This window comes from Methylobacterium sp. Leaf117 (assembly GCF_001422985.1).
Classification (GTDB): domain Bacteria; phylum Pseudomonadota; class Alphaproteobacteria; order Rhizobiales; family Beijerinckiaceae; genus Methylobacterium.
The window spans coordinates 460,703-480,595 of sequence record NZ_LMNL01000023.1; the positions used below are offsets into that span (position 1 = coordinate 460,703).

A 19,893-nucleotide genomic window follows, 5' to 3' on the forward strand; every position below is an offset into this window, starting at 1 on the left:
GAGAAGCCCGGCCGCTCCAAGTGGGGGCCGGACTCCGAGAAGGAAAGCGTGGCGTCGCTCCTTTTCAGAGCATGGCCGCAGCGATCCGGCAAGCAGGTGGCCGGCCAGACCATCGGCATGAGGCCATCGCAATGAGATCAGGTCGCGATCGAGGCCGTTCTGTTCCAGCGTAAAATGATTGGCATTTAGGCAATCCGGCAATATTTGAATGGTGAATAGGCATTGCCGGCATTGATCTGGCGATATGCTGCTCAAGATGCGGTTGAAATTTCCGGCGTATCACCTTAACCCGACATATACGAACGAGCGGCTATTGCAGTGTGGCCGTACAGCGCAAGGTGTGCCGCGGCGTACGACCCCGTAAACCGGGAGAAATTGCTTTGCTCGCTCGCGATTTCATGAACTTCTTCGATGCCTCCCGGCGTCAGGGCGTTATTCTCTCCTTCGGCGGCGACATCTCCGAGAATGTCCTCTTCTCGCTCGGCGAGGTCCTGAGGTTGCGGATGAGCCAGGGTGAAACGGACGCGACCGTGGCCAAGCGCGTCTTCGCGATCTTCGTCGAGCAGGCGCAGAACGTCATCCGATACTCCGCCGACAAGGTCGCGCAGCCGTCCGGACCCTCGCCGGGACTGATCAGCAACGGGGTCATCGTCGTCGGCATGGAAGCGGGGCGCTTCTACGTCGTCTGCGGCAACGAACTGCCCGAGGCGGATGTGCCCTCGCTGCGGGCCCGGCTCGACCATATCGCCAGCCTCAACAGCGATGAGCTGAAGGCGTTCTACCGCGAGAAGCTGCGTCAGCCGCCGGATGAGGGCAGCCTCGGGGGAAGCATCGGTCTGATCGAGATCGCACGGCGGTCCTCTGCGCCGGTCGAGTACGACTTTCAGGAGCTCGGCGCCGCGCGCAGCTTCTTCTGCCTCAAAGCCTATATCTGACGAGCCTGCCACCGATGGATCGAATCCAGATTTCCGCCACGGACCGCTCTCCGCAGGTCGACTTCGACTTCGCGGCCGGGCACCTGTCCCTGCGGGGCGAATCCTACCCCGAAGATGCGGCCGCCTTCTTCGGGCCGTTGCTGCAGGCCCTGCGCGCCTACCTGGCGATCGCGTCCGAGACCCCGATCGTGTTCGAGGTCCGGCTGGCCTACTTCAACTCGTCGAGTGCCAAGGCGCTGATGAACCTCTTCATGCCGCTCGAGGATGCCGCCGAAGAGGGACGTCGGGTCACGGTCGAGTGGCGTTTCCTGGATGGCGACGAGACGATCGAGGAGGCGGGCGAGGACTTCGCGGCCGACTTCTCCCATGCACGCTTCGAGCTGGTGAGGGAAGCCGCATGACGCGCGCAGTCAGAGCCGCGACTGGAAACACGCCGGAGAAGGCGTCGGATTCCTTCAGTCTCTACGACGCCGAAGAGGCCGTGCTGACCCGGACGGAGGCGATGCTCTCCGGCCTCTCCGATGTGGCTGGCGGCGTCCAAGCCCTGGCCGATGCCTATCGCCGAGGTTACCGCGAGCAGCGCCGTCTGGTGCGGATGAGCGACCGGATGCAGCTGGAGCTGCAAAAGGCCAATCATTGCCTCGCGGAGCAGCGCCGTGATCTGCAGTCGCTCAACGCGGCGCTCTCCAGTGAAATTGAGCTTCGGACGCGACTGGAGGCCGAATTGCGGCGTCTGGCCGACACCGACGATCTCACGGGTGCCTTCGCGCGGCGCCGGTTCATGGAGATCGCGGCCCGCGAATGGCTGCGCCACGAGCGCAGCGGCACGCCGGTCTGCATTCTCATGCTCGATCTCGACCGCTTCAAGCTTCTCAACGACAGCTTCGGTCACGCGGCCGGGGACGCCGCTCTGATGTCCTTCGTCACGACCTGCCGGGCCAACCTGAGGACCCTCGATTTCATCGGCCGTACCGGCGGTGAGGAATTCGCCATTGTCCTGCCGGATACGAGCCTGGAGGTCGGGCATGCTTTCGCCGAGCGCTTGCGGGACGCGGTCGCCGCGACGTCGGTGCCAGCGATGGACGCCGCGGTGACGATCACGGTGAGCATCGGTCTCGCCCAGGCGCGGCAGGGGGAGAGCCTGGAGAGCGCGATGCAGCGGGCGGATGCGGCCCTCTACACCGCCAAGGATGGCGGCCGGAACCGAGTCGCGCCGAAGCCCGACCCATCGGAGATCTCCGAGCATTCGGTTCAGCCATGACGGACGAGGCCATCACCGAAGCCTTGCCCGCCAGCGGGGCGTCCGCATCGAAGCGTGGCGGCTCCCTGCGGGGAGCCGGTCCGCGGCGAAGCAGCGATTTCATGAGCGCTGCCGAATTCTTGGACGTGACCTCCAACGATCCCGGGACCATGCGGCCCGGCGCGCTTCGCGGCTCGGCGCAGGGACGCGACCTCGACAGTCTCGCACACACGTTGTTCCTGCGGATCTATCCCGTCATCGCCGTGGTCGTTCTGGTGACGCAGATCGGCATCGCCTGGGTGAACTATCGCGACCAGCTGCACCTCTACACCGAGCGGGCCGACCTGATGGCGGCGATCACCGCCAGTTCCATTGCCCGCCCGGAGTGGAGCGCCAGTCCTCAGGTCTACCACCGGCAGATGGAGGCTCTGACCCTCGACCCGGCTTTCCGTTCAGCCACGCTCCGCGATGCGAACGGGACGGTGCTGATGACCCTTGGCGAGACGCGGCGCGCGCGGTCCTTCGAACTCATCTCCGCTCAGGCGGATCTGGTTGCCGCCCCCGGCACTGCGCCGCTGGGCCGGCTGACCCTGTCGATCTCGGCTGAGGACCTGCGCAGCAATGCCGAGAAGCAGGGCATCCTCGCGGTCGTCACCAGTCTCATCCTGATGCTGGCGTTTGTTCTGACCCTGCACGCCAACGTGCGGCGCCACGTGCTGGCACCCTTGAAGCGCCTGCTGCTCGCCATGCGCGAGGTCGAGCACAAGCGCTGGGTGGCGGTGGAACTCGACGGGGCCTTCCGGGCCAGCAACGAGATCGACGTCATTTCTCAGGCCTTCAACCGTATGGTCGACGGTCTGCGCTCCGGGGACGAGGCGAAGCAGCTTCTGCAGCAATTGGAGCAGGCTCATCGCAAGCTCGCGGACGCCAACCACCTCGTCATGGAGAGCATCGGCTATGCCCGGCGCATCCAGAGTTCGGTCCTTCCCGACCGCAAAGCCCTCGATGGTACCGGCCTCGAGGTCGCGGTTCTATGGGAGCCGCTGCATCTCGTAGGCGGCGATTATTTCTGGCTCGAGGAGATCGACGGGCTCGGCATCCTGCTGGTCGCCGATTGTACCGGGCACGGCGTGCCAGGCGCCTTCCTCACCCTCATCGTCGCCACGGCCCTGGACCGGCTGATCCACGAGCGCGGCCTGCGTGATCCCGCCGCCATCCTGGTGGCCCTTGACGGAATGGTACGGACGCAACTGCGCCAGGATGGCCGCGGCTCGGAATCGGATGACGGGCTCGACTGCGGCCTCTGCATCTGGGACCCGGAGGCGGCGGAGATTCGCTTTGCCGGTGCCGGCACGGCCCTGACCACCATCGACGGCGCGGCGGTGACCCGCATCCGCGGTGCCAAGCGCGGGATCGGCTATCCTCGGCGAACGGGCGAACACATCGCCATTGAGGAGTCGCGCCTGCGCGTCACTCCCGGGATGACCCTCTACCTGATGACCGATGGCATTACCGACCAGATGGGCGGCGCGGGGCCAACCCGGCGTCTCCTCGGCCATCGCGGCGTGATGGACATCCTCGCCAGCCACCAGCAGGCACCCTTGTCGGAGCAGGTGGCGATCCTCGACACGAGCCTTGCGGCTTACCGGGCCGGCGAAGGCCGCCGCGATGATATGACCCTCGTGGCCTTCCGGCCGAAGGCGATGCCTCGCGCGATGTGAGCGCGAGGCAGGCGGCCGGGTCAGCCCCGGCGGATGAGGGTGCCGGCACCGTAATCGGTGAACAGCTCCAGCAGCACGGCGTGGCTGACCTTCCCATCGAGGATGACGACCGCCTCGACGCCCTGCTCCAGCGCGTAGATGCAGGTTTCCACCTTCGGGATCATGCCGCCGGTGATGGTCCCATCGGCGATGAGCCGGCGGCAATCGTCGATCGACAGCTCGGGAATCAGCTTCTTGTCCTTGTCGAGCACGCCCGGGACGTCGGTGAGCAGCAGCAGGCGCTTGGCCCGCAGGGCGCCCGCGATCGCGCCCGCAAACGTGTCGGCGTTGACGTTGTAGGTCTGGCCATCGGCCCCGAACGCCACCGGTGCGAGGACGGGGATCAGTTCCGCCTTCAGCACCGCGTCGAGCACTCCACGCTCGACATGCTCGGGCTCGCCCACGAGGCCGAGGTCGACTTCCTGCTCGGTCTGGCTCTCGGGATCGATGATGGTGCGGGTGGCCTTCTTGGCCCGGACCATGTTGCCGTCCTTGCCGCAAAGACCGACCGCGCGACCGCCCTCGGCCGAGATCCAACCGACGATCTGCTTGTTGATCGAACCGGCCAGAACCATCTCGACCACCTCGACGGTGGCCTCGTCGGTGACGCGCAGGCCGCCGCGGAACTCCGATTCGATGCCGAGTCGACCGAGCATCCGACCAATCTGCGGGCCGCCGCCATGGACGACGATCGGCTTCAGGCCGGACTGCTCCAGCAACACGATGTCCTCGGCGAAATCCTCGGCCGCCGCGCGGTCGCCCATGGCGTGGCCGCCATACTTGATCACGACGATTTCCTGATCGTAGCGCTGCATGTGCGGCAGGGCCTGGACCAGCACCTCGGCGCGCACATGAACGTTGGGCAGCGGTTCTTTCATCGTGGGGCTCGTCCTCGATGGCGCGTCGGGCACCGCGCGCGACGCCGGGCTTCTAACGCAGCCACGCGACGGTGCGAAGCAGCACCGGTACGAATTTCGCGAGGGAGCGACGGATTTCGCCAGGGCCGGCAAGGCGATGGGACGGTTCGGTACTGCGGGCGCGTGTCCAATGCTCCCGACCGTTCCAGCTTCGCTCAGCGTAAGCCTTCCTTAAGGTTGATGATTGATGATCGTCCCATCGCCGGGGATCCTGCACCATGCTGAATGCCGATCCGTTCCATCCGCGTCCCACGCTGCTCCATCCCAGCCATATCGCCATCGCGGTCGATCAACTCGGCCCGCAGGCCGGGTCTTCCTCCGAGATGTGGCGGCTCCTGACCGACCATTTCACGGTCGATCTCGACGCGGTCGCAGCCCTTCTGCCGCGCTCGGAGCCCGAGCCGCATTGGCTGCGGACGCGCGGCTGACAGCACCACGACAGGTCAATTGTCGCGCGCGTCATCGCTGACGGCACTGCGTCCAACGATAAGAACCGATGCTGGCACACGCCATGCTTGGCCTGACTCGGGAAAAGCTTCTTCCAAGAACAACGAGACGAGGAACACCAAGGCAACGATCACGCGGCCGCTCGAACGCCGGAGCCATCCCGCGGACCTTATTCGCCATCTCGAACAAGGGGTCCGTCATGTCCGAATTGCTGTCCGTTGCCCTCGTTTGCGCCGCGACCCTCTTGGCCAAGGATTGCTCGCGCGACACCGCCCTCGACATCATCGTCTCGCCGGCGCGAACGCCGATGGAGTGCCTGATGCACGGGCAGACCCTGGCGGCCTCGACAGGTCTGCCCGGCGGCGATGATCGTTATCTCAAGGTGACCTGCGAACGTCGCCACGCCGATCTGCGTCACCTGCGCCGGGCCGGCTACGCCGCCGCCATCGTCCTCGTGCGCCGCGACGCGATCTGAACCCTCGGCGCCGGCCGATGTGGGTCTGCGGGGAAAGCCCGATTCAGGTGAGCGTCAAGGTCTCTCCCGTGGTCAGTACGCCGCCTGCCAGCACCTCGGCGTAGACGCCGCAATCGGTGTGGCCGAGGTGCTGGGCAAGTGTGCGCGGGATCGCGAGGTCGCGCTGGCCCGTCGCCGGATCGACATTCGTCGCCGCGCAGCGCTGGGTCCGTTTGTGGATGTGGAGGCGCACCCCGCCCGTCGTCGTGATCGTGCGGTCGACGAGATCGAGTTCGGCCCAGGGTGCCAGCCCCGAGACGTGCAGATTCGCCCGGAAGCGCAGCGGGTCCACGGCTGCGCCGGTGAGATCCTCCAGGGCTGCGACGCTGGCGAGGTTGAGGAGCGAGACGAAGCCGCGCGGGGAATCCGTGAATCGGTATCCCGCCGGCGCGGTCAAAACCTTGGCCGGTCCACGTAAGGACCCTGGTATGTATTTGGTCAGGAAGGCCTCGATGGCTGCACGTCCCTCCGGACGGGCGAGGTCGCCGCGTATCGCCACCGTGCCGCCCTGGCGGATCGTCAAGGTTCCATCCTGAGGGTCGTAGCGCGTGTCGAGTTGCGCCAGCGCCTCGTCGCGCATGAGCATCAGGAACTTGATCTTCGGCTGATGGACCGGAGCCTCCGGATCGAAGCCCGAAGGGCCGTTCTCCACCGCAAACAGGCGGTCTCCTGGAAAATAATCCCCCGCCGTCAGGCTCGCCTGCGTTATCGCCTCGGGCGAGAGCCCCTTCACCGGGTAGCGATAGAGGGCGTCGAGGTGCAGGCAGGGGGAGTCGGTCATGTGCCAAGCGTGGCCCTGAAAAGCGGCGCAGCGCAAGTCCGCACCGGCTCTGAAATCCGTCGCGTTCCGAACCCTTGTGGTGCCGATATGCAACACCACATCCTGGTGACCGGTGGCGATGTGGCGCCGGGGTCCCCAGCGGCACCGGCCGTGGGGGCGACGTCTCGGCGATCGGCCGTGCCGCGTGAAGCGGGCGGTGGGTCGAGCCGACACGGGGAGGTGGAACACCGATGAATTTCGAGATCTATACCGAACGCGCCCGCGGCTTCGTGCAGGCCGCGCAGAGCCTCGCGATGCGCGAGGGCCATCCGCAATTCCAGCCGGGCGATATCCTGAAGGTCCTGCTCGACGATCCCGAGGGCCTGTGCGCCGGTCTGATCGACCGGGCGGGCGGCCAGTCGCGGGTTGCGCTCGCACAGACCGAAGCCTGGCTCGCCAAGCAGCCGAAGGTGTCCGGCAACGCGTCCCAGCCGCAGGCGACGCGCGAACTCGTGCGCCTGTTCGACACGGCCGAGAAGGCCGCCGAGAAGGCCGGCGACAGCTACGTCACCGTCGAGCGCCTGCTGCTCGCCCTCGCGGTCGAAAAGGACACCGAAGCCGGCCGGGCGCTCGCGGCTGCCGGCGTAACGGCCGCGTCGCTCAATGGCGCCATCAACGCGCTCCGCAAGGGCCGCACCGCCGACAACGCGACTGCCGAGAACGCCTACGATGCGCTCAAGAAATACGCCCGCGATCTCACGGAAGCGGCGCGCGAGGGCAAGCTCGACCCGGTGATCGGTCGCGACGAGGAAATCCGCCGCACGATCCAGGTCCTGTCGCGGCGCACCAAGAACAACCCCGTCCTGATCGGCGAGCCCGGTGTCGGCAAGACTGCCATCGTCGAGGGGCTGGCGTTGCGCATCGTCGACGGCGACGTGCCGGAATCCTTGCGCGACAAGAGCCTTCTCGCTCTCGACATGGGATCGTTGATCGCCGGTGCGAAATACCGCGGCGAATTCGAGGAGCGACTGAAGGGTGTGCTCTCCGAGGTCACGGCTGCGGAAGGCGGCATCATCCTGTTCATCGACGAGATGCACACCCTCGTCGGGGCTGGCAAGGCGGACGGGGCGATGGACGCCTCGAACCTGCTGAAGCCCGCTCTGGCACGGGGCGAGCTCCACTGCGTCGGCGCGACCACGCTGGACGAGTACCGCAAGCACGTGGAGAAGGACGCCGCCCTGGCGCGGCGCTTCCAGCCTGTCTTCGTGTCCGAGCCGACGGTCGAGGATACGGTCTCGATCCTGCGCGGAATCAAGGAGAAGTACGAGCAGCACCACGGCGTACGCATCCAGGATGCGGCGCTGGTAGCGGCCGCGACCCTATCGAACCGCTACATCACCGATCGTTTCCTGCCGGACAAAGCCATCGATCTGATGGACGAGGCCGGGTCGCGCCTGCGCATGCAGGTCGATTCGAAGCCTGAGGAGCTCGACAATATCGACCGCGAGATCGTGCGCTTGAAGATCGAGGGCGAGGCCCTGAAGAAGGAGACCGACTCCGCCTCCCGCGACCGTCTGGTGCGGCTGGAGAAGGAGCTGGGCGACCTCGAGGAACAGTCCGCCGCGATCACCTCGCGCTGGAAGGCCGAGAAGGACAAGTTGGGGGCGGCCGCCGAGCTCAAGAAGAAGCTCGACGAGGCCCGCAACGACCTCGCCTCGGCCCAGCGTCAGGGCCAGTACCAGCGCGCCGGCGAACTCGCCTACGGGGTGATCCCGGGCCTGGAGCGTCAACTCGCCGAGATCGAGGCGCAGGCCGAGAGCGCCATCGTGCGCGACGGCATGGTCGAGGAGGCGGTGACGCCGGCCCATATCGCGGGCGTCGTCTCGCGTTGGACCGGGGTGCCCGTCGACAAGATGCTGGAGGGCGAGCGCGACAAACTCCTGGCTATGGAGAACGCGCTGGGCGAGCGCGTGGTCGGTCAACGCGAGGCGGTAGAGGCGGTGGCGACTGCCGTCCGTCGGGCTCGCGCCGGCCTCCAGGATCCGAACCGGCCGATCGGCTCGTTCATCTTCCTGGGGCCGACCGGCGTCGGAAAGACCGAGCTGACCAAGGCTTTGGCCGGCTTCCTGTTCGACGACGACACGGCGCTGGTTCGCCTCGACATGTCGGAATACATGGAGAAGCACTCCGTGGCCCGGCTGATCGGCGCGCCTCCGGGTTATGTCGGCTACGAGGAGGGCGGTGCGCTCACCGAGGCCGTGCGGCGTCGTCCCTATCAGGTCGTGCTGTTCGACGAGATCGAGAAGGCGCATCCGGACGTGTTCAACGTCCTGCTGCAGGTGCTCGATGACGGGCGCCTGACGGACGGCCAGGGGCGGACGGTGGATTTTCGCAATACGCTCCTGATCATGACCTCGAATCTCGGTTCGGAATACCTCGTCAATCAGGGCGACGGCGACGACACCGATGCCGTGCGCGAGGAGGTGATGGGAGTGGTGCGCAGCCACTTCAGGCCGGAATTTCTCAACCGGATCGACGAGATCATCCTCTTCCACCGCCTGAAGCGGTCCGAGATGGGGGCGATCGTCGAGATCCAGTTGAAGCGCCTGCAGAAGCTCCTCGACGAGCGTAAGATCACCCTCGACGTCGAGCCTGAGGCGCGCGACTGGCTCGCCGACAAGGGCTACGACCCGGCCTACGGGGCGCGCCCCCTGAAGCGGGTGATCCAGAAGGCGGTGCAGGACCGGCTGGCCGAGCAGCTCCTGTCGGGGTTGATCCACGACGGGGAAGCCGTGCCGGTGCAGGTCGGTCCGCTTGGTCTCACGGTCGGCAAGTCCGGCCTCAGCACCGAGCGCCGTCCGGAGAGCGTGACTCTGAACTGATCGGTTCCGCACGACGCGATCAGAAAGGCCCGCGACGGCTCCCGCCGCCGCGGGCCTCGCCGTTTTAGAGGTTTACTGTCCCGAATGCAGGATCACCCGCCGGAGGCGGCCGTCGAGATCCCGGAAGCGGGCGCCGATGCCCCGGACGGCGCAGGTCTGAAAGGTGTCGCCGGCAAAGAAGCCCCGTGCCCCTTGCTCGCGGCAGGCCAGCAGGGGCGGGACCAGCACGGCGCTCAATCCGACGAGAAGGACCAGCGCCATGTTCAGGAGAACGGCACCGAGCCAGCCGAGCGGAGACAGGAACGGATTGTCCGAGGCGCCCGTATCCTCGTCCGGACGCCGCAGGTCGCGTACGGCCGCGCTTCCGCGCCGACGCTCCGCCATCCGCGTATCGAGGTCACGGACCTTCAAGATCTCCGTCACCGACAGTCCTTCCACGCCAAACCTTTTTTCGCCGGACCTTTTACGCCAAGCCCCGTGATCATCGCGGTCGAACCATCAAGGAAGCCTGAAGGCGCAATCCTCGCAGTCACCGACCGCCTGACAAACCGACGTCAAGCTTGTGAACGGGCGTGAATTCACCTTGAGCAGCGGCAGCATTTGCGGAGAATGCGCGCGCACCACTGCTTCCCTCATTCTCAGGACGTCCCGATGTCGACACCCACGCCGGAGCGAAAGGCCGACTCCGCCGCGATGGAGAGCGCCCTGTCACGGGCCGGCATCCGGTTTACCGCCTGGGCTGAGAAGTGGTTTCCGGATGCCTTCATCTTCGTGGCCATCGCTGTGGTCATCGTGGCGCTGGGCGCCCTGGCCAACGGGGCACCGGCTCCCGCCATTGCCAAGAGCTTCGGCGATGGCTTCTGGAGCCTGATCCCGTTCACCATGCAGATGGCCTTCGTGACGATCGGCGGCTACGTGGTGGCGACGGCGCCACCGGTCCAGGCGCTGATCGACCGCCTCGCCGCCATCCCGAAATCCGGGCGTGGGGCCGTCGGGTTCGTGGCCGCGGCGACCATGCTGTCCTCGTTCCTGAGCTGGGGCCTCAGTCTGATCTTCGGCGGCCTGCTCGCCCGCGCCCTGGCCCGCCGCACCGAACTCCGCATGGATTACCGCGCCGCCGGAGCCGCCGCCTATCTGGGGCTCGGCGCCACGTGGGCGATGGGCCTCAGCTCGTCGGCGGCCCAGCTCCAGGCCAATGCTGCGAGCCTGCCCAAGGCGCTCCTGCCGATCACCGGCGTGATCCCCTTCAGTGAGACCATCTTCCTGTGGCAGTCGATGCTGATCGCCGCGGTTCTGTTCGTGATGTCGGTGATCATCGCCTACGCATCGGCGCCGCGTCCGAACACGGCCGTGACCGCCGAGGATCTCGGCGTGAACGTTGCCCGCGAAAAGACCGATCTCGGGCGGCCCGAGCAGCCCGGCGAGTGGCTGGAGCATTCCCCGATCCTGACGATCCTGCTGGTGGTGATCGCGGGCGGCTGGATCTACCAGGAGTTCGCGCGCCAATCCTGGATCACCGCGATCTCGAACCTCAACACCTACAACCTGCTGTTCATCACTCTCGGTCTGCTGCTGCATTGGCGCCCCAAGCGCTTTCTCGTGGCGGTGGCGAAGGCCGTGCCGGCGACCGCCGGCATCTTGATCCAGTTCCCGCTCTACGCAGCCATCAGCGCAATGTTGACCGGGCCGAAGAACGCGGCCGGCATCTCGGTTTCCGAGGTCATCACCCACGCCTTCGTCAGCCTGAACACCACGGGCAGCTTCCCAATTTCGATGGGTGTCTACTCGGCGGTGCTCGGCTTCTTCGTGCCTTCGGGTGGCGGCAAGTGGCTGCTGGAAGCGCCCTACGTGATGCAGGCGGCCAACGAACTGCAGGTCCATCTCGGCTGGGCCGTGATGGTCTACAACGCGGCCGAGGCCTTGCCGAACCTGATCAACCCCTTCTGGATGCTACCATTGCTCGGCATTCTCGGACTGAAGGCGCGCGATATCGTCGGATTCAGCTTCCTGCAGCTTCTCATCCACCTGCCGGTGGTGCTGTTCCTGCTCTGGGCCCTGGCCTTCACGCTGACCTATCACCCGCCGGTAATGCCGTAGGCAGGAGCCGGAAGCCGGACGGGAGGAGCAAACTCATGCGGTTCGCCATCCTCCCGGTCCTGTCGATCCTTCTTGTCGGGAGTTCGTCCGCTTTGGCCCAAGACCGCCTGCCGCCGATACCGGCCGATGCCCTCAGCGCCGAACAGAAGGCTGCGGCGGAGGCCTTCCTGGGCGCGCGCCAGACACCGGTGTTCGGGCCATTCGTGCCGCTGCTGCGCAGTCCCGAATTGATGACCAATGCCAGCACCATGGGCCTGCACCTGCGCTACCGCAGCGTGCTGCCCCTGCGCTTGAGCGAGTTCATCATCCTGATCACCGCCCGGGAATGGACGCAGCAACTGGAGTGGCACATTCACGCGCCGATCGCCCTGAAGGCGGGCCTCGATCCGGCCATCGTCGCGGCGATTCAGGAAGGCCGGCGGCCGGACGCGATGGGCCCAGAGGAGACGCTGGTCTACGCGTTCTCGACGGAATTGCACCACAACAAGGCGGTCAGCGACACCACCTACGCGCGTGCGGTTCAGACCTTCGGCGAGCAGGCCGCCGTGGAGATGGCGGGGATCAATGGCTACTACACGCTGCTCGCCATGAGCATGAACATGGCGCGGACGGCGCTCCCCGAGGGCGTATCGCCGCCTCTGCCACCCCTGATCAGGTAGGGGGCTGTGCGTCGATCCTGGCGACGGGGTGGGCTGATCGACCTTCGGCTTGGCGCCAATGCGGCGACGTATCCGCGTCCAGCCTCCGCTTGACGTCGCACCGCAACGTCGCCGGTCGTCACACCGATGACTGCGACAAGCCAATCGTTGGCGCCCAAGCGCGAGCGATCACCGGCTCGACGTCGGTTGCAGACTCAGACGGTGCCAATGGCGAAGGCCACCGGCGCTGGAACGTCGGCCGCGAGGCGCCTGATCGCCTCGATGACGATCGGATTCAACGCCGGGTCGGAATGAGCGCCGCGACGGCGATCAGCAACCAGCCCCCCATCAGCAGGACGCCACCGATCGGCGCCGCCATGGGAAACAGTGCCGTGCCGTGCAATGCCCGCAGGGCGAGATCGCCGGCGAACAGCGTGAGCCCAAGGACGAGGCCGGCGCCGGCAAGGCGCGTGACCGGCCGATGCGTCGTGCCCGTCGCTGAAAGTGCGGCGAGGGCGAGAAGTGCGGGCGCGTGAAACAGCAGGAACTGCGCCGCGGTCTTCAGGCTGTCGGCCCCGCTGACATGAGCAGAGGCCGCGCTCGCCGCGACGCCGAGGAGCCCGGCGAGGGCGCCGAGCGCCAGGAGGGCGCGATCAAGGCCCTTCATGCGCCGCGCTCCTGGAGCAGCCGGGCGACGCTGGCACGCAGTTCCGGCACGCCGCGATCATCGCGACTCGAGGTGAGCAGGATCTCCGGATAGGCCGCCGGGCGCCGGGCGATGGCGGATTGCACCCCGGCGATGCGGGCATCCATTTCGGATTTCTTCAGCGCGTCGCCCTTGGTCAATACGATCTGGTAGCTCACGGCGGCCTTGTCGAGGCCGTCGAGGACGTCGGTGTCGATGCTTTTCAGGCCGTGGCGCGAATCGATCAGCATGAAGACGCGGGCGAGATTCGATCGACCCTTCAGGTAGTCGTGGATCAGGTCGGTCCAGGCTTCGACCTTGGTCTTCTCCACGGCCGCGTAGCCGTAGCCGGGCATGTCGACCAGGGTGAGCCGGCCGCCGATATCGAAGAAGTTCAGCTGCTGCGTCCGTCCCGGCGTGTGCGACGTCCGCGCCAGGGTGTTGCGGCCGGTGAGCGCATTGACGAGGCTCGACTTGCCGACGTTGGAGCGGCCCGCGAACGCGATCTCGACGCCTTTCATCGGCGGCAGGGCGGGCACGTTCGGAGCGGAGGCGATGAAATCGGCTGCACCGGCAAACAGCAGGCGACCGGCCTCCAGCAGGGCGGCATCGTCTTCGGCTTGGGACATCGGGCGGCTCCGGACGAAGGAGAGGGCGTGCCCACCACTCTCGCGAGCCGACACACCGAAAACAGGAAGTCCTCCCCGTTGCGAAACGGAGAGGACCGGGTGGGGAAGCGTCGTCCTGCGTATCAACGAAGCGATCAGCTCTTGGCGACGGCGTTCTTGTCGGCGGTCTTGCGCCGGAACATGCCCCGCAGGTTGTCCCAGAGCTCTACCTTCACCCCGTTCCGTCGCATGATCACGTATTGCTGGATCACCGACAGGGTGTTGTTCCAGGCCCAGTAGATTACCAGACCGGCGGGGAACGAGCCCAGCATGAAGGTGAACACGATCGGCATGAAGGTGAAGATCTGCGCCTGAACCGGGTCCGGCGGCGCGGGGTTCATCTTCATCTGGATGAACATCGTGATGCCCATGATGATGGGCCAGATGCCGAGGTGAATGAAGTCGGGTGCCGCGAAGGGAAGCAGGCCGAACAGGTTGAGGATATTGGTCGGATCGGGCGCCGCCAGATCCTGGATCCACCCGAAGAACGGCGCGTGCCGCATTTCGATGGTGATGAACAGGACCTTGTACAGCGCGAAGAAGACCGGGATCTGGATCAGCACCGGCCAGCAGCCGGCAACCGGATTGATCTTCTCCTTCTTGTACAGCTCCATCATCGCCTGCTGCTGTTTCATCTTGTCGTCAGCATAGCGCTCGCGGATCGAAGCCATCTCGGGCTGCACGGCCTTCATCTTGGCCATGGACTGATAGGACTTGTTGGCGATCGGCAGGAACAGCAGCTTCAGGCAGAGGGTCACCACCAGGATCGCGATGCCGAAATTGCCGAACAGGTGGAAGAAGAAGTCCAGTGCCCGGAACATCGGCTTGGTGATGAAGTGGAACCAGCCCCAGTCGATCAGCAGGTCGAACTGCTTGATGTTCTGGTTCGCCTGATAGGCGTTGATGGTGTTCACTTCCTTCGCACCGGCGAAGAGCTGCTGCGTCGTGGTCACGGAGGCGCCAGGCTGGACCACCTGGACGTTGCCGAGGACATTGGCCTGGTAGACCTTGGTGGCGCCGTCGGTCCGCTCAGTGAAGCTACCGGTATAGGGCGTCGCCTGGTCGGGAATGGCAGCAGCGGCCCAGTACTTGTCGGTGATGCCGACGAAGCCGCCGGTCACGCCCGTCCAGGTCTTGCCCTTGGTGCTGGCATTGCCGAGCGCCGGTTCCTTGGCGAGGTGATCATAGGTGTATTCCTGCAGGCCGTCGGCGCCGAGCACGCCGATCATGCCTTCGTGCAGCACGTAATAGCCCTGGGTGTGCGGCTTACCCCAGCGCGAGACGAGGCTGTAGGGATAGAGACTGACGGCGTTGCCGCCCTTGTTCTCGACCTCGTCGCGGACCGTGAACAGGAACTTGTCGTCCACCGCGATGATGCGCTTGAACAACAGACCGGCGCCGTTGTCGTAGCTCAGCGTGACCGGCTTGCCCGGTGCCAGGGTGTTGGCGTCGGCCGTCCACACCGTATCGCCGTTGGGCAGCGGCCCGGCATTCTGACCGACCCAGCCGAATTCGGCGTAGTACGGATTCTCGGTGCCGGTGGGCGAGAGCAGGACGATATTCGGGCTCTTGTCGTCGACGGTCTCGTGGTAATTCTTCAGCGAGACGTCATCGATGCGGCCGCCCTTCAGGGCGATGGAGCCGGCCAGCGCCGGCGTATCGATGGTCACCCGCGGCGAGCGAGCAATCGCGGTTTCACGCGAGACAATGCCGCCAGCGCTCGAAGCGCCCGGCAGGGTGCCGGGGACGGGACTGGCCGGGCCGCCTTCCTTCGGACTTGCGCTCGGCACGCCGTCCGGACCGGCAGCCTGACCCGTCGCTTCCGTCGCTGCCCTGTTCTGCAAGGCGGCCTGGCGTTGCTGCTCCACGCGTGGGGCGGCGATGAAGTAGTTCCAGCCGAGCAGGACCGCCAGCGATAAGGCGATCGCGACGATCATGTTCGTCTTGTCATTACCCATCGGTTGGTCCGTCGCATGCGTTGGGAAGTGGGGAGGGCGCGTTCGCGCGAGCCGGTCCGGAACCGGGCACCGCGACGGAGGCCGTCGCGCCCGAGGCCAATACCGGAGCCGTCGCCGATGCGCCAGACGCAGGCGCGCCTTTGCCGCGTCCGCGCCGGCCGGGACGCGACTCCGCCGGGTCGGATTTCGGGCCCTGCGGCTTGGTCACGACCGAGACGGCGCGGCGCAGATCGTCGATGAGAGTCGCGAAAGGGGCATGCAGTGCCGGTCGTCGGGCCACCAGCACCACATCGGCCGGGCGGACCGGCAGGTCGCCAGCGGCCTGCGTCACGGCAGCACGAAGACGCCGCCGGATGCGATTGCGCTCCGTGGCGTGACCGACGCGCTTCGTAATGGTGAAGCCGATACGCAGCCCGTCGCCGGGCTGATCGTGGGTTGAACCGTCCAGAGACGGGTCCACGGCACGGATCAGGCCCTGCGCCGATAGACGTTCGTTGTGGAAACGACGCCCGCTGGCAGCCGCCAGGAACTCGGAGCGCCGCGTCAGCCTCCCGATCGTCGACAAGGTCGACCCGATCTCGCTGCCGGTCCTGCGGTCCCTGGGTGACATGATGGTGTGGCGCGCCGCCGTGACGGCGCCGCCAAGCCCTTAGGCCGAGAGCTTCTTGCGACCGTGGGCGCGACGGGCAGCGATGACCTTGCGGCCGCCAGCGGTCGCCATGCGGGCACGGAAACCGTGACGGCGCTTACGCACGAGCTTGCTGGGCTGATAGGTTCTCTTCATGGCGCGATCTCCGAATGGCCGAGGATCGATCCGGGCCGCACCGAAGGCTGCGCCGGATATTCACTCGCCCTGAAATGTGTCTGCAAGCGCGAACAGCGCCCATCAAGGGCGCCGCGTCGCGATGGCGCGGCTTATGCGGCAACGACCCCTGCAAGTCAATTCCAGATGACCGTCAGGCGTCGAAATCGGCAAACGGGATCGGTGCCAAGGTCCACTCCCGATTCGCCGCCGAATTGGTTGCGAAGCTCGTCGGCAAGCTGGTCGCCAGGCGCAACCTTTCATTAACCAAGCTGCGGCATCCTGTGATCCTGTTCGGCGATCCCGGACACCGCGCGAACCTCCGGTCCGCACGCCTGGACTCCTCCCGAAACTCGCTTTTCAGGCCGCCCCGAACCGGGCGGCCTTTTTTTCATGGCGCGTGTCTTCACGAGGGTCTTCGCCAGGATCTTGGGCCAGGATCTTGCACCAAGTCCTCTCGCAAGCCTCCGCACCGGGCCTGCCCTCCGGCGCCCCCCCTTCAGCGGCACCGATCGCCTCAATTAACGTTAACGTCCGGTAAAGGCCGCGTGCCTCGGCGTTCGGCGCTAGAGTTGCGCAACAAGGGACAAGCGCGCCGCTTTCGTCCCACCACGGGACGCATCATCCCGGTTGCGGCACAGGAGGCACTATGAGCGGATACGACGTCATGTTCCGGGACGAGCGCGACTGGGTGAATTTCGGTGACACCTACGTCACATCCGATGCGTTCAAGACGCTCTTCCGCGAGGGCATGACCCTGGTCGAGGAAGCCGCCGCCTATCTCGACGGCACGGGCCGCGAGGAGTCCCGGCTGATGTCCCGAGATGGCACGCTCAGCTACGCCAGCGAGAGCATGCGTCTCACCACCCGCCTGATGCAGATCGCATCCTGGCTTCTGGTGCAGCGCGCCGTCTCGGAAGGGGAGCTGACCCCGGCCGAGGCGATGCAGGAAAAGACCCGCGTCCGGCTGACCACGCCGGAGACTTTCCGCAGCGAGGTATTCGGCGTGCTGCCGCCCACCCTCCAGGATCTCATCGTCCGTTCACGCCGGCTCCACACCCGAATCCTGCATCTGGATGGACTGATCGCCGACGAGCGCCCGTCGCCGCTTCCCCAGGAGAGTCCGGTGGTGGCGCAACTGAGCCTCCTGCGCTCCGCCTTCGCCCCGGCATCCGCCTCTTGAAGCGACACCGGGGGCCCGGCCGCTTGGCCGGGCCGACTGTCCCGCGATGACCCCCGAAACGAGATTGGACTTCGACGTTGAAACCGACGTCCAGGCGATGGTCGCGAGTTGATAAAGGCCGTACGCGGCATCTCAGCACCGAAACGCGAGTTGAAGCGCGAAACGCGACCGCCGCGATCGAGCATCTTCTGCTCGCCACCGGTCCAGGCCGGATGGGTGTTGGGGTCGATGTCGAGGTTGAGGGTGTCACCCTCCTTGCCGTAGGTCGACCGGGTCATGTACTCGGACCCGTCGGTCATCACGACCTTGATGAAGTGGTAGTCGGGATGCTCGGTACCCTTGGCCTTGTCGGCCGCGCTCTTTGCCATGACGAAATCCTTGAATAGCCAAGCCGACCGGCCCGTCTGGCGGCCCGCGGCCATAGATCACGCGCAATCGGATGAAGGCGCGCCTATACCCCACGCACCTTCGCCCGACAAGCGTGCGCCGATCGAAGAGGCCGCCGGTCGGTCGCTTTTCCTTGAAGACCAATGATGACGAGGCACCATGGCTCGCGGCCGTGACAAGAAATCTTCCGGGGAAGCCCGGCCGAAGGCACCGCTGGGTTCGCTGCGCCCGCTGATTCCCTTCGCGATGGTTTATCGCGGCCGGATGCTCGCTGCCTTCCTGGCGTTGCTGGCCGCGTCCGGTGCGACCCTGGTGGTCCCGCTCGCTCTGCGCCGGGTGATCGATCACGGCTTCTCGCCGGAGGGGCAGGGGGTCATCGACACCTACTTTGCGGCGCTGATCGGTGTGGTCGCGGTGCTCGCCCTCTCCAGCGGCGCCCGCTACTACACGGTGGTGACGCTGGGCGAGCGGGTGGTGGCGGATCTGCGCACCGCCGTGTTTCGCCGGCTGACCCAGCTCGACCCGGCCTTCTTCGACCGCTCGCTGTCGGGCGAGATCATTTCGCGTCTCACGGCGGATGCGACGCAGGTCAAGGCGGTGTTCGGCGTCTCGATCTCGATCCTTCTGCGCAACGCGTTCCTCTTCACCGGGGCGGTCGTGATGATGGTCATCACCAGTCCGAAGCTCTCGATCCTGGTGCTCGCCGCGATTCCCCTGATCGTCTTTCCGCTGATTCTCTCCGGGCGCGGCGTGCGTCGCCGATCGCGGGCCGCGCAGGATCGCCTGGCCGACGCCTCCGCTTACGCGGCCGAAGCGGTGAATGCGATCCGCACCATGCAGGCTTTCGGGATGGGCCGGAGCACGGCCGCCCGATTCGGCGAGGCGTCCGAGAACGCCTACGCGGCGGCCCGTGATTCGATCCAGGCGCGCGCACTGCTGACGGGCGTCGCCATCTTCCTGATCTCGGCCAGCGTCGTCGGCGTGATGTGGTACGGCGCGCAAGGCGTCCTCGCCGGCACCATGACGGCCGGTCAGCTCTCGCAGTTCGTGCTCTACGCCGTGTTCGGGGCGAGCGCGCTGGGGCAGCTCTCGGAAGTCTACGGAGAACTCGCCCAGGCCGCGGGCGCTGCCGAGCGGCTCGGCGAAATCCTGGCGGCCGAGCCGGCGATTCAGGTTCCGGTCGACCCACTTCCGCTGCCGGTTCCGGCGAGGGGCGCGGTCACCTTCGAGTCGATCCGATTCCTTTATCCGGCTCGCCCCGACCACCCGTCCCTGGACGGGATCAGCTTCACCATCGCGCCGGGCGAGCGCGTCGCGCTCGTCGGCCCTTCGGGAGCCGGCAAGACCACGGTGCTGCAACTGCTGCTGCGCTTCTACGATCCGCAGGCAGGCACCATTCGGGTCGATGGCGTCGATATCACGCGCGCCGATCCGGACGCTCTGCGCGAGCGCCTGGCCCTGGTACCGCAGGACCCGACGGTGTTCTCGGGGAGCGTTCTCGACAACATCCGCTACGGGCGCCCGGAGGCGACGGAGGCGCAGGTGCAGCGCGCCGCCGAACTCGCCAACGCGGACGGCTTCATCCAGGCCCTTCCGCAGGGCTATGCCACGACGGTGGGCGAGCGGGGCGTCACCCTGTCCGGCGGCCAGCGCCAGCGCGTCGCCATTGCACGCGCCATCCTGAAGGACGCGCCGATCCTGCTTCTCGACGAGGCGACCTCGGCCCTCGATGCCGAAAGCGAGCGCGCGGTGCAGACGGCCCTCGACACCCTGATGCGCGGGCGCACCACGCTGGTCATCGCGCACCGGCTCGCCACGATCCGCAAGGCCGACCGGATCCTGGTCCTCGACGGGGGCCGAATCGTCGAGAGCGGTACCCACGAGAGCCTGCTGGCGCAGGGCGCGCTCTACGCGCAACTCGCCGCGCTTCAATTCACCGATGCCTACGACGAGACCGCGCGGGGCAAGGAGGCCCGCCCGCGCCTCACGCCCCTTCCGGCGGAGTAGGGTGGACCGGCGC

General features: G+C 66.5%; 19 protein-coding genes and 1 pseudogene. 11 read left to right on the plus strand and 9 right to left on the minus strand.

All coding sequences use genetic code 11. From position 1 onward, the window contains the following. Positions 1 to 320 precede the first annotated feature (320 nt). The 4 genes from ASF57_RS13605 (at position 321) to ASF57_RS13620 (ending at position 3,896) form a co-directional block, all read left to right on the plus strand. Positions 321 to 935: a SiaB family protein kinase gene (locus ASF57_RS13605; RefSeq protein ID WP_244476931.1), complete on the plus strand. Its 615-nt coding sequence runs from the start codon at positions 321 to 323 to the stop codon at positions 933 to 935. A 14-nt stretch (positions 936 to 949) separates the two neighbouring features. After that, a complete protein-coding gene (locus tag ASF57_RS13610; protein WP_056484130.1) occupies positions 950 to 1,336 on the plus strand; it encodes a DUF1987 domain-containing protein in 387 nt (128 codons plus the stop codon). Beyond that, positions 1,333 to 2,196 (plus strand): GGDEF domain-containing protein, encoded by an 864-nt coding sequence (locus ASF57_RS13615; protein WP_056484133.1) that lies wholly within the window; start codon positions 1,333 to 1,335, stop codon positions 2,194 to 2,196. The genes ASF57_RS13610 and ASF57_RS13615 overlap by 4 nt, the downstream gene beginning before the upstream one ends. A gap of 101 nt (positions 2,197 to 2,297) precedes the next feature. Next, positions 2,298 to 3,896, plus strand: coding sequence for a SpoIIE family protein phosphatase (locus ASF57_RS13620; protein WP_244476932.1), 1,599 nt, complete (start codon positions 2,298 to 2,300; stop codon positions 3,894 to 3,896). A gap of 20 nt (positions 3,897 to 3,916) precedes the next feature. Here the strand turns inward: ASF57_RS13620 and argB are convergent, their stop codons facing one another. Beyond that, positions 3,917 to 4,813 (minus strand): acetylglutamate kinase, encoded by an 897-nt coding sequence (gene argB, locus ASF57_RS13625; protein WP_056179492.1) that lies wholly within the window; start codon positions 4,811 to 4,813, stop codon positions 3,917 to 3,919. A gap of 257 nt (positions 4,814 to 5,070) precedes the next feature. On the opposite strand from argB, the gene ASF57_RS13630 reads away from it, so the two are divergent. Together ASF57_RS13630 and ASF57_RS13635 are read left to right on the plus strand one after the other, a co-directional pair. Next, positions 5,071 to 5,280 carry a hypothetical protein gene (locus ASF57_RS13630; RefSeq protein WP_056179495.1) on the plus strand — a complete coding sequence of 70 codons (210 nt, stop codon included), beginning with the start codon at positions 5,071 to 5,073 and terminating at the stop codon, positions 5,278 to 5,280. A 218-nt stretch (positions 5,281 to 5,498) separates the two neighbouring features. Further along, on the plus strand, positions 5,499 to 5,774 hold the full coding sequence (locus tag ASF57_RS13635) for a hypothetical protein (RefSeq protein WP_056179498.1): 276 nt from the start codon (positions 5,499 to 5,501) through the stop codon (positions 5,772 to 5,774). Positions 5,775 to 5,817: 43 nt separating this feature from the next. On the opposite strand, the gene ASF57_RS13640 is transcribed toward ASF57_RS13635, so the two are convergent. Beyond that, the gene (locus ASF57_RS13640) at positions 5,818 to 6,594 is read right to left on the minus strand and encodes an MOSC domain-containing protein (protein WP_056484139.1); all 777 of its coding nucleotides are present in this window, start codon (positions 6,592 to 6,594) and stop codon (positions 5,818 to 5,820) included. A 230-nt stretch (positions 6,595 to 6,824) separates the two neighbouring features. Here ASF57_RS13640 and clpB point away from each other — a divergent pair, with 230 nt between their 5' ends. Further along, the gene (clpB, locus tag ASF57_RS13645; protein ID WP_056484142.1) at positions 6,825 to 9,455 is read left to right on the plus strand and encodes an ATP-dependent chaperone ClpB; all 2,631 of its coding nucleotides are present in this window, start codon (positions 6,825 to 6,827) and stop codon (positions 9,453 to 9,455) included. A 72-nt stretch (positions 9,456 to 9,527) separates the two neighbouring features. On the opposite strand, the gene ASF57_RS13650 is transcribed toward clpB, so the two are convergent. Next, complete coding sequence (locus tag ASF57_RS13650) at positions 9,528 to 9,878, minus strand: hypothetical protein (protein ID WP_156376125.1); 351 nt, start codon at positions 9,876 to 9,878, stop codon at positions 9,528 to 9,530. 228 nt (positions 9,879 to 10,106) lie between these two features. Here ASF57_RS13650 and ASF57_RS13655 point away from each other — a divergent pair, with 228 nt between their 5' ends. After that, positions 10,107 to 11,552 carry a TIGR00366 family protein gene (locus ASF57_RS13655; RefSeq protein ID WP_056484148.1) on the plus strand — a complete coding sequence of 482 codons (1,446 nt, stop codon included), beginning with the start codon at positions 10,107 to 10,109 and terminating at the stop codon, positions 11,550 to 11,552. 35 nt (positions 11,553 to 11,587) lie between these two features. Next, complete coding sequence (locus ASF57_RS13660; protein ID WP_056484151.1) at positions 11,588 to 12,211, plus strand: hypothetical protein; 624 nt, start codon at positions 11,588 to 11,590, stop codon at positions 12,209 to 12,211. 274 nt (positions 12,212 to 12,485) lie between these two features. On the opposite strand, the gene ASF57_RS13665 is transcribed toward ASF57_RS13660, so the two are convergent. The 5 genes from ASF57_RS13665 to rpmH all read right to left on the minus strand — a co-directional run bounded on the left by ASF57_RS13665 (position 12,486) and on the right by rpmH (position 16,285). After that, a complete protein-coding gene (locus tag ASF57_RS13665; RefSeq protein WP_056484154.1) occupies positions 12,486 to 12,857 on the minus strand; it encodes a DUF423 domain-containing protein in 372 nt (123 codons plus the stop codon). Continuing rightward, positions 12,854 to 13,504 carry a ribosome biogenesis GTP-binding protein YihA/YsxC gene (gene yihA / locus ASF57_RS13670; protein ID WP_056179514.1) on the minus strand — a complete coding sequence of 217 codons (651 nt, stop codon included), beginning with the start codon at positions 13,502 to 13,504 and terminating at the stop codon, positions 12,854 to 12,856. Before yihA ends, ASF57_RS13665 begins: the two co-directional genes overlap by 4 nt. A 134-nt stretch (positions 13,505 to 13,638) precedes the next feature. Continuing rightward, entirely contained in the window at positions 13,639 to 15,501 is a 1,863-nt protein-coding gene (gene yidC, locus ASF57_RS13675; RefSeq protein WP_056484157.1) for a membrane protein insertase YidC, read from the minus strand. Beyond that, positions 15,494 to 16,066: a ribonuclease P protein component gene (gene rnpA, locus ASF57_RS13680; RefSeq protein ID WP_082503940.1), complete on the minus strand. Its 573-nt coding sequence runs from the start codon at positions 16,064 to 16,066 to the stop codon at positions 15,494 to 15,496. The genes yidC and rnpA overlap by 8 nt, the downstream gene beginning before the upstream one ends. An 84-nt stretch (positions 16,067 to 16,150) precedes the next feature. Further along, complete coding sequence (rpmH, locus tag ASF57_RS13685; protein WP_055947927.1) at positions 16,151 to 16,285, minus strand: 50S ribosomal protein L34; 135 nt, start codon at positions 16,283 to 16,285, stop codon at positions 16,151 to 16,153. Positions 16,286 to 16,952: 667 nt separating this feature from the next. On the opposite strand from rpmH, the gene ASF57_RS13690 reads away from it, so the two are divergent. Then, the gene (locus ASF57_RS13690; protein WP_056179522.1) at positions 16,953 to 17,486 is read left to right on the plus strand and encodes a DUF1465 family protein; all 534 of its coding nucleotides are present in this window, start codon (positions 16,953 to 16,955) and stop codon (positions 17,484 to 17,486) included. Positions 17,487 to 17,620: 134 nt separating this feature from the next. On the opposite strand, the pseudogene rpmE reads toward ASF57_RS13690, so the two are convergent. After that, positions 17,621 to 17,854, minus strand: a pseudogene (gene rpmE / locus ASF57_RS24795) (50S ribosomal protein L31); the annotation flags it as partial. 178 nt (positions 17,855 to 18,032) lie between these two features. Here rpmE and ASF57_RS13695 point away from each other — a divergent pair. After that, on the plus strand, positions 18,033 to 19,880 hold the full coding sequence (locus ASF57_RS13695; RefSeq protein ID WP_056484160.1) for an ABC transporter transmembrane domain-containing protein: 1,848 nt from the start codon (positions 18,033 to 18,035) through the stop codon (positions 19,878 to 19,880). Positions 19,881 to 19,893 lie beyond the last annotated feature (13 nt).

Excerpts from the sequence above, each read along its gene's own strand:
- ASF57_RS13610 (WP_056484130.1), top strand. The coding sequence starts at position 950 with ATGGATCGAATCCAGATTTCCGCCACGGACCGCTCTCCGCAGGTCGAC.
- ASF57_RS13615 (WP_056484133.1), top strand. The coding sequence starts at position 1,333 with ATGACGCGCGCAGTCAGAGCCGCGACTGGAAACACGCCGGAGAAGGCG.
- ASF57_RS13620 (WP_244476932.1), top strand. The coding sequence starts at position 2,298 with ATGAGCGCTGCCGAATTCTTGGACGTGACCTCCAACGATCCCGGGACC.
- argB (WP_056179492.1), bottom strand. The coding sequence starts at position 4,813 with ATGAAAGAACCGCTGCCCAACGTTCATGTGCGCGCCGAGGTGCTGGTC.
- ASF57_RS13630 (WP_056179495.1), top strand. The coding sequence starts at position 5,071 with ATGCTGAATGCCGATCCGTTCCATCCGCGTCCCACGCTGCTCCATCCC.
- ASF57_RS13635 (WP_056179498.1), top strand. The coding sequence starts at position 5,499 with ATGTCCGAATTGCTGTCCGTTGCCCTCGTTTGCGCCGCGACCCTCTTG.
- ASF57_RS13640 (WP_056484139.1), bottom strand. The coding sequence starts at position 6,594 with ATGACCGACTCCCCCTGCCTGCACCTCGACGCCCTCTATCGCTACCCG.
- clpB (WP_056484142.1), top strand. The coding sequence starts at position 6,825 with ATGAATTTCGAGATCTATACCGAACGCGCCCGCGGCTTCGTGCAGGCC.
- ASF57_RS13655 (WP_056484148.1), top strand. The coding sequence starts at position 10,107 with ATGTCGACACCCACGCCGGAGCGAAAGGCCGACTCCGCCGCGATGGAG.
- ASF57_RS13660 (WP_056484151.1), top strand. The coding sequence starts at position 11,588 with ATGCGGTTCGCCATCCTCCCGGTCCTGTCGATCCTTCTTGTCGGGAGT.
- ASF57_RS13665 (WP_056484154.1), bottom strand. The coding sequence starts at position 12,857 with ATGAAGGGCCTTGATCGCGCCCTCCTGGCGCTCGGCGCCCTCGCCGGG.
- yihA (WP_056179514.1), bottom strand. The coding sequence starts at position 13,504 with ATGTCCCAAGCCGAAGACGATGCCGCCCTGCTGGAGGCCGGTCGCCTG.
- yidC (WP_056484157.1), bottom strand. The coding sequence starts at position 15,501 with ATGGGTAATGACAAGACGAACATGATCGTCGCGATCGCCTTATCGCTG.
- rpmH (WP_055947927.1), bottom strand. The coding sequence starts at position 16,285 with ATGAAGAGAACCTATCAGCCCAGCAAGCTCGTGCGTAAGCGCCGTCAC.
- ASF57_RS13690 (WP_056179522.1), top strand. The coding sequence starts at position 16,953 with ATGAGCGGATACGACGTCATGTTCCGGGACGAGCGCGACTGGGTGAAT.
- ASF57_RS13695 (WP_056484160.1), top strand. The coding sequence starts at position 18,033 with ATGGCTCGCGGCCGTGACAAGAAATCTTCCGGGGAAGCCCGGCCGAAG.